The following is a 12,633-nucleotide window of genomic DNA, read 5'->3' on the forward strand; positions in this document are numbered from 1 at the left end:
AATCCTTCTAAACTGCAGTTTAGAGTAATTGAAAAACATAATTCTTGATTTAACTTCATGGAATCAATAGGGGAGGCGCAGCGGTAATCTGGTGATTGCCCATGCATGTGAGGTCGGGACGGACTTCCTGCGAATGAACGCCTTGGGGGCATCCATGAATCGTCGTTACGCGTTGAGTTTGGGGGTGAGCCTTGTCGCGCTTGCCGTGATGGGGGCCTCGAGCGGCTCATCCCTGGCCCAGTCACAATCAGTGTCCGGTGAGATCGCGTTGGAGACGGTCACCGTCGAAGGGCAGAGCGGCAGCGCGACCGGGCCAGTGAACGGCTATGTTCCCAATCGCACCGCAACCGGCACCAAGACCGATACGCCCATCGAGGAAATACCGCAGTCGGTTTCTGTGATCGGGCGCGAGGAGATCGAGGATCGTCAGGCGCAGAAGGTCGACGAGGCCCTGCGCTACACCGCTGGCGTCTACGCACAGCCCTACGGAGTGGATTCGGATACGGACTGGTTTTACATCCGGGGCTTCGATGCGGGTCAGACCGGCGTCTTCCTGAACAGCCTGCCGCTTTATCAATATGCCTTCGGCGGGTTTTACATCGACCCGTTCGTTCTGGAGCGCATCGAAGTGCTCAAGGGACCGTCTGCGGCTCTCTATGGCGGTTCGTCCATCGGCGGTCTCGTCAATCTCGTGAGCAAGCGGCCGACGACCGAGCCGCTGCGCTATGTGGAGACAGGCATCAACTCATGGGGCAACGGCTATGCCGCCTTCGATTTCGGCGGCGCCCTCGACAAGGACAGGATCTGGTCCTACCGCCTGACCGGAAAAGTCTCCGGCGGTGGCTGGGAGACCGAGAAAGCGGACGATTTTCGCGGCGTGATTGCGCCGGCCCTGACGTTCCGGCCCAATGGGGAAACGGCACTCACCGTGCTCGCGTCCTATCAGAACATGGATCTCATGCACACGGGCGGATTCCTGCCCTATGTCGGCACGGTCGTTCCCGCGCCCTATGGCCGCATCTCGCGCCGCTTCTACTACAGCGAACCCGATATCGATCTCTACCGCCGCGACCAATCCATGATCGGCTACGAGTTCGAGCACGCGATCAACGATGTCTGGACCTTCAGGCAGAATTTCCGCTATGCGCACACGAATTCGAAGGAGCGTGGTCCCTATCCATACGGCTATCTCGATTCCGCAACGGGCTTTCCGGGCCCCGTGCCCGTCGGGCCGAACTTCCCGCTCTACCGCATCGGGTTCGATCACCACACGGTCGTGAACACTCTCTCCATCGACAATCAGGCGGAGGCGAAGTTCGGCACGGGACCGCTCGATCACACGCTGCTCCTCGGCCTGGATTACAAGTACTACGACATCGATCACGTCCAGGCGTCCGGCGGCGGAACGCCGATCGGCCCGGTCAATCCGATCTACGGCGTTCCACAGGGGCCGTCCGTTCCCTATCTCGACCAGAATCTGACCATGAACCAGGTCGGCTTCTATGCCCAGGATCAGATCCGCTACGGCGGCTGGATCGCGACGCTGAACGGTCGTTACGATCGCGTCTCCACGAAGAGCACCGATGCGGTGGGCGCGGCCAATTTCAGCGAGGAAGCCGGCGAGTTCAGCGGGCGCCTGGGATTGGGCTACGAATTCGCCAACGGCGTGACACCCTATATCGCGATCTCGCGCTCCTTCAATCCGCTCATCGGGGCTGATTTCTTCGGTGAGGGCTTCGAGCCGGAGATTGGCCGGCAATATGAGGTCGGCGTCAAGTACAAGCCGACATTCTTCGACGGTCTGATCACCGCCTCGCTGTTCGATCTCACCCGCCAGAACGTCCTTACGTCCGATCCTCAGCATCTCTTCTTCGAGGCTCAGCTGGGTGAGGTTCGGTCTCGCGGCTTCGAAGTCGAGGCACAGGCCAACATCACGGCGGGTCTGAAGGCGGTCGCCGCCTTCACGGCCTACGACATCGAGATCACCGAGGATTCCAATCCCCTGCTGATCGGCAAGCGTCCCAACGTGGTGCCGGAGATCCTGGCCTCAGGCTGGCTCGACTACACGATCCAGGACGGCACGTTCAAAGGGGTCGGCTTCGGCGCAGGCGTTCGCTATGTCGGCTTCTCCTATGTCGACAACGAGAACACCCTGAAGGTGCCTGCCGCCACCGTGTTCGATGCCGCCATCCGCTACACGCGCGACAACTTCACGGTTGCACTCAACGTCAACAACCTGTTCGACAACGAGTATGTCTCGTCCTGCGACACGCAATACACCTGCAATTACGGCGCAGGCCGCGTCGCGACGCTGAAGGCGAGCTACAAATGGTGAGGTCCGAGGCGCCGTCTCGCTATGGCGCCCTCATGCCGGGGCCGAAGCCTGTTCAGGCCACCGGTGCTCCGCTGTTCGAGCTGCGGGATGTGAGCTTCGCGATTCCGGAGCGAACCCTGCTGCATCCGCTCAGCCTGACCTTGCCGGGGCGGCGCGTGATCGGGTTGATCGGCCACAACGGTTCGGGAAAGTCGACGCTCATCAAGCTTCTGGCCCGCCAGCAGCCGGCGAGCGGCGGCACGCTCTCGTTCGAGGGAAGGGCCCTGTCGGACTGGGGCGAGCGGCCTTTCGCGAGACGGGTCGCCTATCTGCCGCAGCAGACGCCGCCCGCGTCCGGCATGCTCGTCAGGGAACTCGTGGCCCTCGGCCGCTATCCCTGGCATGGCCCGTTGGGCCGCGTCAGTGCTGCCGACCGCCAGAAGGTGAGGGAAGCGATGGCGCTCGCCGACGTGGAGCCTTTCGCCGACCGTCTGGTGGAGACGCTCTCCGGCGGTGAGCGCCAGCGGGTCTGGCTCGCGATGCTGGTGGCGCAGGATGCTCAGTTCCTGCTCCTCGACGAGCCGATCTCGGCGCTCGACGTCACCCATCAGGTGGAGGTGCTGGCGCTCGTCCGGCGCCTGTCGCACGAACGTGGGCTCGGCGTGGTCGTGGTCCTGCACGACATCAACATGGCCGCGCGGTTCTGCGACGAGATCCTGGCCCTCAAGGCGGGGCGGCTGATCGCCCGCGGCACGCCCGTGGAAATCATGACGCCGCCCCGGCTGCAGTCGATCTACGGCATCGCCATGGACGTCATCCCCCATCCCTTCAACGGAGAGCCTGTCAGCTTCGTCCGGTGACCCAATGTTTCATGGTCCGGCTTGCCCTCGACGGCGGCCGGAAGTACCTCTCCGTCATGCGCCCCCTGCTCAAACGCTTCTTCGCCTATTACCAGCCGCATCGCGGCCTGTTCGTGCTCGACTTCTCCTGCGCGGTCGTTTCGGGCCTGCTCGAGCTCGGCTTTCCGATTGCCGTCAAGCTGTTCATCGACACGCTGCTCCCCACTGGCCAGTGGGGGCTCATCACGCTCGCCTCGGCGCTGCTGCTCGCAGTCTACGTCCTCAACGCGGGCCTGATGGCCACGGTGACCTATTGGGGGCACATGCTCGGCATCAACATCGAGACGGAGATGCGGCGTAAGGCATTCGATCACCTCCAGAAGCTCTCCTTCGGCTTCTTCGACAACCAGAAGACCGGGCATCTCGTGGCGCGTCTCACCAAGGACCTGGAGGAGATCGGCGAAGTCGCCCATCACGGGCCGGAGGATCTCTTCATCGCGCTGATGACGCTCGTGGGAGCGTTCATCCTGATGTTCACGGTCAATGTGCAGCTTGCGCTCATCACGGCTCTCGTGGTGCCGCTCACCGCCTGGGTGACGACCCGCTATGGCGGCCGCATGACGCGCAACTGGCAGGCGCTTTACGGGAAGGTCGGCGATTTCAACGCGCGCATCGAGGAGAATGTCGGCGGCATTCGCGTGGTCCAGGCCTTCGCCAACGAGGATCACGAGCGGCGCCTGTTCGCCGTCGACAACCAGGGCTATCGGAAGACGAAGCTGGAAGCCTACCGCATCATGGCGGCTTCGACCTCGCTCAGCTACCTGAGCATGCGCCTGATCCAGATGGTCGTCATGGTGGCGGGCAGCTACCTGGTGCTCAAGGGCGAACTCAGCGCAGGCGGCTTCGTCGGATTCCTGCTGCTCGTGGGCGTGTTCTTCCGGCCGATCGAGAAGATCAATTCGGTGATCGAGACCTATCCGAAGGGGATTGCCGGCTTCAGGCGCTACATGACGTTCCTCGATACGCGCCCCGACATCGCCGACCGGCCGGGCGCCCGGGACGTCGGCAAGCTCAACGGCGACATCGCGTACCGGAGCGTGGAGTTCGGCTACGCTCCCGGCCGCCCCATCCTCAAGGGGCTCGACCTGACGATCCGCGCCGGCGAAACCATCGCCTTCGTCGGCCCGTCCGGTGCGGGCAAGACCACCATCTGCTCCCTGCTGCCGCGCTTCTACGAGGTCGACAGCGGCTTCATCGCCATCGACGGGATCGATATCCGCGACATGACGCTTCGCTCCCTGCGCAGCCAGATCGGCATCGTGCAGCAGGACGTGTTCCTGTTCGCCGGGACCATCCGCGAGAACATCGCCTATGGCCGGCTCGAAGCGAGCGACGCCGAGGTTCTGGAGGCGGCCCGCAGGGCCCGGCTCGACGAGGTGATCGCCTCGCTCCCGGCCGGCCTCGATACGGTCATCGGCGAGCGCGGCGTCAAGCTCTCCGGGGGACAGAAGCAGCGCCTCGCCATCGCGCGCATCTTCCTCAAGAACCCGCCGATCCTCATCCTCGACGAGGCGACGTCGGCCCTCGATACGGAAACAGAGCGGGCGATCCAGCAGGCCCTCGCCGAACTGTCGCAGGGGCGCACGACCCTGGTGATCGCGCATCGCCTTGCCACCATCGTGAACGCGGACCGGATCGCCGTCATCGACCATGGCGTCATCGCCGAGCAGGGCAGCCACAGGGAGCTTCTCGCCCGAGACGGCATCTACCGGCGGCTGAGCGAGGCGCAGTTCGCCTAGAGCATTCCCGGCGAAGCGGAAGCAGCTCTAACGTCAGGCGCCGGCCGCGTCGGACCAGAACGCGCGGCTGCGGGCATTGACGGGCGATCCCGCCGCTTTGTTCAGCGCAAGGATCGCCTCGTGAAAGCACCGTGCCTCGTCGGGCTCGGTCAGGATCCTCAGGCTATGGATGATCCGGGTGATGCGCAGATGATTGTGATCGTAGCCGGTGAGCCACCAAGGCGTATCCCGATAGAACTGGAGCATCCGGTCGGTCGCCCGTGCAAGGGTGCGCTGCGCCGCTTCGTCCGTCCGGATCGCGTCGATCTCGGGCTGCGTCAGAACCGGCGCTCCCGGCTGGGCGGCGCTGCGGGTCGGAAGCGGGAACAGCCATTGGATGTAGTCGTGCACCTCCTCCAGCCGTTCGTCGGAAAGGGCCAGCACATCGGATGCGAGGCGTCCCCGGCCATCGCGCCCGGTTCCGGCCAGAAAGGCATGAAGAGGTCCCGTCGTGGAGTGAGCCATGGCCGTGCCTCTGGTTGAGAGGCACAGCTTAAAGCCTCGAACGGCGTCAGGCCAGAAGGCTAAAGAAGAAGCGGGCGCAGACGAGCAGGAGGAAGATGCCGAAGGCCACCTCGAGCCGGCGCTTGGAAAGCCTGTGGGCGAGACGTGCGCCGACCGGTGCCATCCAGGTGCTGGTGGGGATGAACAGCAGGAGGCCGATGAGCGAGACATAGCCCAGGGCCAGCGGCGGCTGGAAGGCGAGCACGTTCGGGTAATCGGCCATGTGCGGCCAGCCGGCATAGATGTAGCCGATGGCGCCTGGAATCGAGATCAGGATGCCGAGGCCCGACGAGGTCGCCACCGCCTGATGGATGGGGCGGTTGTAGAAGGTCATGAACAGGTTGGAGAGCTGTCCGCCGCCAATGCCCATGAGCGCCGAGAGGATGCCGATGAGCCCGCCATAGGCGACCATGATGGGCTTCGCCGGCATGTCGAGGCCGAAGCGCCACGTATCCTTGCCGAACAGGAGCCGAATGGCCGAGATGCCGGCCACCAGCACGAACACGGTCTTGAACAGGTCGGCCGGGGCGTAACGGGCGATGATGCTGCCGACGCCGACGCCGAGGACCACCGGCACGGCCCAGACCCGCAGGATGCTCATGTCGACCGCGCCCTTGGCCTTGTGGGCTGAGAACGAGCGCAGCGAGGTCGGGATGATGATGGCAAGCGAGGTGCCGACGCAGAGCGGCATGCGCACCTCCTCGGGCACCTCCAGGATGCGGAAGAGCTCGTAGAGAATCGGCACGGCGACCGCGCCGCCGCCGACGCCGAAGACGCCGGCCAGCAAGCCGGTGATCGCGCCGGCCGCCAGGAGAGCAACCACGAGCCAAGCCAGATCGAACAGGGGAATGCCAAACATCGGAGGGTCCATCGAAGGGAAGCAGCTCGCCGTAGGATCTTTTCGATCCACCGGCAAGCTACACTATGGCAGGGGTCAGAGCTGTTTTCCCGTGCGCGGAATCATCTCTGTTCTTTGCTGGATCGCATTTTTCGGCGGACCGGATGATCTTCACCGAACAGTTCTGTCTCTTATCGCCTGGAGCTCGCAGCTCGTCGCTCCTGATACTCGCGCGCTCTCTCGTCGATCCAGGACCGGTCCGTGATGCCGCCGGGATTGCCGCGCGTCGCCATGGCGTCCATGAAGGCGAGGAAACGCTCATGGGCGATGCCGTACAGGCGGCGCAGCTCGTCCAACGGTTCCGCGTGATCGTCCACGCGCAGGTCGAGCATGGGATAAGGCTCGTCGTGCCAGATCTTGATCGCGGCCGATTGCTTGCCGCGCTTGTCGCCGCCCTCCGCCTGACCGGCGTCGAGCGCCGTCATGAGACGATCCGCGAAAGGCAGATCCCTGCGACGCCCGTAGGTTTCGAGGGTCGCTTCGATGACGGTTGGACCGGCCAGCATGTTGCCGGCGACGGAGACGCCCTCATCGGTCAGATGCCCGCACCAGTCGATGCAGTCCGACCCCGTATGGGCGGCCGTTCGGCCGTCCCGGTCGATCACCTGGAGCTGGCGCGATCCACGGCCGGGATCCTGGGCCGTGAGGATCGCGACGATTTCCTCTGCGCTCCGTCCCTCGGCCAGGAGGCGCACGCCGTCCGTGCCGTAAAGCGGATTGACCAGGGCCTGCGTGGCAAGCGCACCGATCCGTGCTGCGCCATAGGGGCAGAGCGCCCCCACGGCGAAGAACTTGGTGGTGACCGCGACGCCGAAGGCGCCGGTCTCGGGATCCTTGGCGATGATCGACCATGTCATGTCTTAGGCTCCTTATCGCATCGGCCCCAAAAGTGGATGCCACTTTTGGGATTGATCCGATGCTGTTCCTCTTGGCTGGTGCGTCGCTTGATGCGGACCCGGAGAGCCGCGTCAGCGAAAACCGGGTCCACTCTTCCGCGCGATGTACTAGCGGCCGACCGCATAAGCCTGCATGAGCCGCGGCGTGGCGGCGCCGTGCAGCAGGCCGTCCTTGTCGCGGCTCGCCGCCACGAGGCGGCCGACCGTCCAGGCAGGAGCGACCTCGACCTCGTGGCCGCGCGCCCGCAGATCGTCGAGCACGTCCGCGCCGTAGGTTTCCTCGGCCATGAGGTGGCCGGGCTTCTGCTCGCGAGGATAGAACGAGGACGGGAAATGCGCCGTGTGCGACATCGGCTGGTCGATGGCCTCCTGCAGGTTCAGGCCGTGATGAGCATGGCGCAGGAAGAGGAGGAGTTGCCATTGTTCCTGCTGGTCGCCGCCCGGAGAGCCGAAGACCATGTAGGGCTCGCCGTCCTTCTCCGCGAGGGTCGGAGTGAGCGTCGTGCGCGGACGCTTGCCCGGCGCGAGGCTCGCCGGCAGGCCCTCTTCGAGCCAGAACATCTGGGCGCGCGAATTGAGCATGAAGCCGAGTTCCGGGATGACCGGTGAGGATTGCAGCCAGCCGCCGGACGGCATGGCGGCGATCATGTTGCCGAAGCGGTCCACCACGTCGATATGCACCGTGTCGCCGCGGCGCGCCGAGCGCATGGATTGAAGGGTCGGTTCGCCGCCGGTCACTTCGCGGTTCGTCGTCGAGAGATTCCGCAGCGCCTCGAGGGTGCGCTCCACCTGGGTCTCGTAGCCTTCGATGCGGCCCGGGCGCAGCTCGAACGAGGCCTTGTCGGTGATGAGCTTGCGGCGCTCGTCGTTATAGGCGTCCGAAAGGAGCGTCTCGATCGGCACGTCCACGAAATCGGGATCGCCGTAATAGGCCTCGCGGTCGGCGAAAGCGAGCTTCTTGGCCTCGGTGACCGTGTGGATGAACTCAGCGCTGGTCGGACCCATGGCGGCGATGTCGAAGCCCTTCAGGAGCGCGAGGGTCTGAAGGAAGACCGGACCCTGGCCCCAGGGGCGGATCTTGTTCACCCGGTAATTGTGATAGTCGTAGGTCTGCGGCGCATCGTAGGTCGCGGACCAGTTCGCCATGTCGTCGGCGGTCAGCACGCCGCGATGGCGCGAGCCGCTCTGGTCCATGACCTCCGTCTTGCGCACGAAGGCGTCGATGGCCTCGGCCACGAAGCCCTTGTAGAAGGCGTTCCGTGCGCCTTCGATCTGAGCCTCGCGGTCGCCACCCCTGGCCTCGCCCTCGCGGATGATGCGCTTCCAGGTGTCGGCGAGCTGCGGATTGCGGAAGAGCTGGCGCGGCTTCGGCACCTCGCCGCCAGGCATGAAGACGGCCGCCGTCGTGGGCCATTCCGTCTCGAAGAAGTCCTTCAGGCCCTTGATAGTATCCGCTACGCGCGGCAGCAGCGGATGTCCCTGTTCGGCGTAATAGATCGCGGGCTCCAGCACCTCCCTGAGCGAGAGCAGGCCGTGATCGCGCAGGAGAAGCATCCAGGCGTCGAAGGCGCCGGGCACCACCGTGGCGAGCAGGCCGTTGCCGGGAATGAGCTTGAGGCCCTCGTTCTTGTAATGCGCGATGGTGGCGGCTTTCGGAGCCGTGCCCTGGCCGCAGAGCACTTCGACCTTCTTCGTCTTGGCCGAATAGAACACGGCCGGCACTTCGCCCGACGGGCCTACCAGATGCGGTTCGACGACCTGCAGCACGAAGGCCGAGGCAACGCAGGCGTCGAAGGCATTGCCGCCCTTTTCGAGCATGGACATGCCGGCGGCGGACGCGAGCCAATGAGTCGAGGTGACGATGCCGAAGGTGCCGAGGATCTCTGGCCGGGTCGTAAACATGATGTCTTATCCGAGGTTGGCGTTATTATTACTGTTCGCGGGGGTCGAGCGCGTCGCGCAGGCCATCGCCGAGGAGATTGAAGCCGAGGACGATCAGGAAGATCGCGGAGCCGGGGAAGATCGACATCCAGGGAGCCTGATCCATGAAGTTCTTGGCGGTGTTGAGCATGGAGCCCCAGGAGGGGTTCGGGGGCTGCTGGCCGAGGCCGAGGAACGAGAGGCTCGCTTCCGCGATGATCGCGGTCGCGATGGTCAGCGTGCCCTGGACCAGGATCGGCGGCAGGACATTCGGAAACACGTAGCGCACCAGGATCCAGAAATCCGGAAGCCCGATGGCGCGCGCGCCTTCCACGTAATCTTCCGCCTTGACGGTCAGCACCTGTCCGCGGGTGAGGCGGATGAAGATCGGCATCGCCGAGAGACCGATGGCGATCATCGCGTTGGTGAGGCTCGGTCCCAGGAAGGCAGCCAGCGCGATGGCGAAGATCAGGAAGGGGATCGCCAGCATGGCGTCGGTGGCACGGGAGATCGCGGCGTCGACCCAGCCGCCGAAATAGCCGGAAATGAGCCCGAACGGCACACCGAGCACGATGGCGATGGTGACCGAGACCACGCCGGCCATGATGGACGCGCGGGCGCCCCAGAGCATGCGAGAGAGAAGATCGCGCCCGAGTTCGTCGGTGCCGAACCAGAACAGGGCCGACGGTGCCTTGCGGATGCTCGTGAAGCTCGGCTTGACCGGATCGTAGGGGGCGAAGTAGGGGCCGATGAGCGCGACGAGAACGAAGAACAGCACGATGGCAGCGCCCAGAACGGCACTCTTGTTCTTCATGAACTTGGCGAGGACGCGGCTGCGCTTCTTGGGCAGTGCGGCCTCGTCGGCGATAACGGCTGTGGCGGTCATGCGGCGTGCCTCAGGCGGGGATTGACGAGAACGTAGAGGACGTCGGCGAGCAGGTTCATGAAGATGAAGCCGACGGCCGTGCACAGGACGACGCCCTGCACCACCGCGTAGTCACGGTTGAACACCGCATCGACGATGAGCTTGCCGAAGCCCGGGATCGTGAAGATCTGCTCCGTGAGCACGGCGCCGGCGAGAAGCTCGCCGAAGAGCAGCGTGGACAGGGTCACGATCGGCACAAGTGCGTTGCGCAGCGCGTGTTTCAGAATGACCTTCCTGGACAGGAGGCCCTTGGCGCGGGCGGTGCGGATATAGTCGGAACGCATGACGCCGAGCATGGCGCTGCGGGTGTGGCGCATCAGGCTCGCCGCAAGGCCGGTGCCGAGCACGAAGGCCGGCATGAGCATGGTCTTGATGTTGAGCCACAGGTCCTCGGTCGGCGGCACATAGCCGGAGGCGGGCAGGAGCTTCCAGCGCACCGAGATCAGCATGATCAGCATGATGCCGAGCCAGAAATTGGGAATGGACAGGCCCGACAGCGCGATGACATTGGCCGTGTAGTCGACGGCCGTTCCCTTCCGCACGGCCGAGATGATGCCGGCCGGGATGCCGATGGCGAGCGCGACGATCATCGCCATGATGGCGAGTTCGAGGGTCACGGGCAGCTTGCTCATGATCAGGTCGAGCACCGGAATGTCGGTGCGCAGCGAGATCCCGAGATTGCCGGTGAGGGCCGATCCGATCCAGGCGAAATACTGGACCGGGATGGGATCGTCCAGGCGGTACTTCTCGCGCAGGAAAGCGAGCACCTGGGGATCGCGCTCCTCGCCCGCCATGGTGAGGACCGGATCGCCGGGCAGGAGTTTCTGCAGGGCGAAGACCAAGAGCGACACTATGATCAGTGTCGGGATGGCAATCAGTATTCGTCGTCCGATGTAGCGCAGCATCCGCTCGTGGAACCCGTATCGAGGAAGGGCAGGGCGTGCCCGGTCGTCGGACCGGGCACGCTGGTTTTCAGGCAGCTCAGGAGGCGAACTTCACGCCCTTCAGGCGGATCATGCCGTCCGGATAAGGCTTGAAGTTCTGGACCTTCTTCGTGTGAACGAAGGGCCAGGGCTGGTAGTAGGTGTAGATGATCGGCAGATCCTGCTTCAGGATCTCCTGAGCGGCATCGTAGAGCTGCTTGCGCTTGGCCTCGTCGTTGGTCACGCGGGCGTCGTTCAGGAGCTTGTCGACCTGCTCGTTGCAGTACTTCCCGTCGTTCAGTGCGCCCTTGCAGGACACGAAGGGGTGGATGTTGCCGTCGGGATCGACGCGGCCGGACCAGCCGATTACGTTCACGTCGAAGTTGCCCGCCTGGGCTTCTTTCTGCATGGCGGCGAACTCGGTCGGGCGCAGCGAGATGTCGAAACCGGCTTCGGCCGCCATGGCCTGGATGATCTCGGCGATCTGCTGCGCGGTCGTGCCCGTGCCGAAGGTCAGTTCGAGCTTCACGCGGTCGACGCCGGCTTCCTTCAGGAGCTGCTTGGCCTTCGCGACGTCACGCTGGTTGGCCTTGAACTTCGGGTTGTTGTAGGGGCTCGCTTCCGGGAAGGGCTGACCGGCGGGCGGATAGATTCCCGCGCCGACCACTTCGTTGATGACGTTGCGATCGATGGAGAGTTCGAGCGCCTGCCGGACGCGCTTGTCCTGGCCGAGAGGGGTCTTGGAACGCTCGCCGTTGTTGGTGTTGATCGTCAGGCCCTGGTAGCCGATGCCCGAGACAGGTGCGAAGACCAGGCTGGAATCGCTCTTGACAGCCGGAACGTCGCTCGGGGCGAGACGCTCGAGAAGGTCGAGGTTGCCGGAGCGCAGGTTGGCGAGGCGCACGGTCGTGTCGGGAATGGGCTGGAACACGACGCGCTCGAAGTTGTAGTTCTTCGCGTCCCAGTAATCGGCGAACTTTTCGAGCACGATGCGGTCGTTCTGGACGCGCTCGACGAACTTGTAGGGACCCGAGCAGACCGGCTTCTGGCCGAAATCCGCGTTGCCGAGCGCCTTCGGCGACATGATCATGCCGGCGCGATCGGACAGCTGGGAGAGCAGGGTGGCGTCGGCGCGGGAGAGGTTGACCTTCACGGTCAGGTCGTCGACGGCCTCGACATTGTCCACCGAGGTCAGCTCGCTCTTGCGCAGGGAGTCCGGCAGGGTGCGGGCGCGGTCGAGATTGGCCTTCACGGCGGCGGCGTTCAGCGGCTCGCCGTCATGGAACTTGACGCCCGGACGCAGCTTGAAGGTCAGCGACTTGCCGTCGTCGCTCCAGCTCCACTCGGTGGCGAGCTCGGGCGTGAACTTCAGGTCGGGCGTGATGTCGACCAGCTTGTTGCACAGCGACGTGAACACGATGCGCCCGACGAAGGTGCGCGCGCGGTGCGGATCGAGCACATCCGGGTCTTCGTTCAGGCCGATGCGCAGGGTCTGCGCGGAGGCGGCGGTGGTCGCCAGGAGCCCCGCGGCCAAAGCTAGCAGTAGTCTCGTCTTCATTCCAAGTCCTCCGATCGT

10 protein-coding genes are annotated in these 12,633 nt (G+C 64.5%); 3 read left to right on the top strand and 7 right to left on the bottom strand.

The window, feature by feature from the left end:
* Positions 1–133: 133 nt before the first annotated feature.
* Genes U0023_RS18685 through U0023_RS18695 form a run of 3 tightly spaced genes read left to right on the top strand, consistent with a single transcriptional unit; the run spans position 134 to position 4,952 of the window.
* Complete coding sequence (locus tag U0023_RS18685) at positions 134–2,335, top strand: TonB-dependent siderophore receptor (protein WP_009492515.1); 2,202 nt, start codon at positions 134–136, stop codon at positions 2,333–2,335.
* 32 nt (positions 2,336–2,367) lie between these two features.
* A complete protein-coding gene (locus U0023_RS18690; protein WP_040639413.1) occupies positions 2,368–3,174 on the top strand; it encodes an ATP-binding cassette domain-containing protein in 807 nt (268 codons plus the stop codon).
* A 56-nt stretch (positions 3,175–3,230) separates the two neighbouring features.
* Positions 3,231–4,952, top strand: a complete 1,722-nt coding sequence (locus tag U0023_RS18695) for an ABC transporter ATP-binding protein (protein ID WP_040639414.1) — start codon at positions 3,231–3,233, stop codon at positions 4,950–4,952.
* 33 nt (positions 4,953–4,985) lie between these two features.
* Here the strand turns inward: U0023_RS18695 and U0023_RS18700 are convergent, their stop codons facing one another.
* The 7 genes from U0023_RS18700 to U0023_RS18730 all read right to left on the bottom strand — a co-directional run bounded on the left by U0023_RS18700 (position 4,986) and on the right by U0023_RS18730 (position 12,615).
* On the bottom strand, positions 4,986–5,456 hold the full coding sequence (locus U0023_RS18700) for an opioid growth factor receptor-related protein (protein WP_009492521.1): 471 nt from the start codon (positions 5,454–5,456) through the stop codon (positions 4,986–4,988).
* 46 nt (positions 5,457–5,502) lie between these two features.
* On the bottom strand, positions 5,503–6,354 hold the full coding sequence (locus tag U0023_RS18705) for a sulfite exporter TauE/SafE family protein (RefSeq protein WP_009492523.1): 852 nt from the start codon (positions 6,352–6,354) through the stop codon (positions 5,503–5,505).
* Positions 6,355–6,524: 170 nt separating this feature from the next.
* A complete protein-coding gene (locus U0023_RS18710; RefSeq protein ID WP_009492525.1) occupies positions 6,525–7,250 on the bottom strand; it encodes a DUF1028 domain-containing protein in 726 nt (241 codons plus the stop codon).
* Positions 7,251–7,397: 147 nt separating this feature from the next.
* Entirely contained in the window at positions 7,398–9,191 is a 1,794-nt protein-coding gene (locus U0023_RS18715; RefSeq protein ID WP_009492527.1) for a gamma-glutamyltransferase family protein, read from the bottom strand.
* A gap of 28 nt (positions 9,192–9,219) precedes the next feature.
* Positions 9,220–10,095: an ABC transporter permease gene (locus U0023_RS18720; protein WP_009492529.1), complete on the bottom strand. Its 876-nt coding sequence runs from the start codon at positions 10,093–10,095 to the stop codon at positions 9,220–9,222.
* Complete coding sequence (locus U0023_RS18725; RefSeq protein ID WP_009492531.1) at positions 10,092–11,039, bottom strand: ABC transporter permease; 948 nt, start codon at positions 11,037–11,039, stop codon at positions 10,092–10,094. The genes U0023_RS18720 and U0023_RS18725 overlap by 4 nt, the downstream gene beginning before the upstream one ends.
* Positions 11,040–11,115: 76 nt before the next feature.
* Entirely contained in the window at positions 11,116–12,615 is a 1,500-nt protein-coding gene (locus U0023_RS18730) for an ABC transporter substrate-binding protein (protein ID WP_009492532.1), read from the bottom strand.
* Positions 12,616–12,633 lie beyond the last annotated feature (18 nt).

This window comes from Microvirga lotononidis (assembly GCF_034627025.1).
In the GTDB taxonomy this organism is placed as follows: domain Bacteria; phylum Pseudomonadota; class Alphaproteobacteria; order Rhizobiales; family Beijerinckiaceae; genus Microvirga; species Microvirga lotononidis.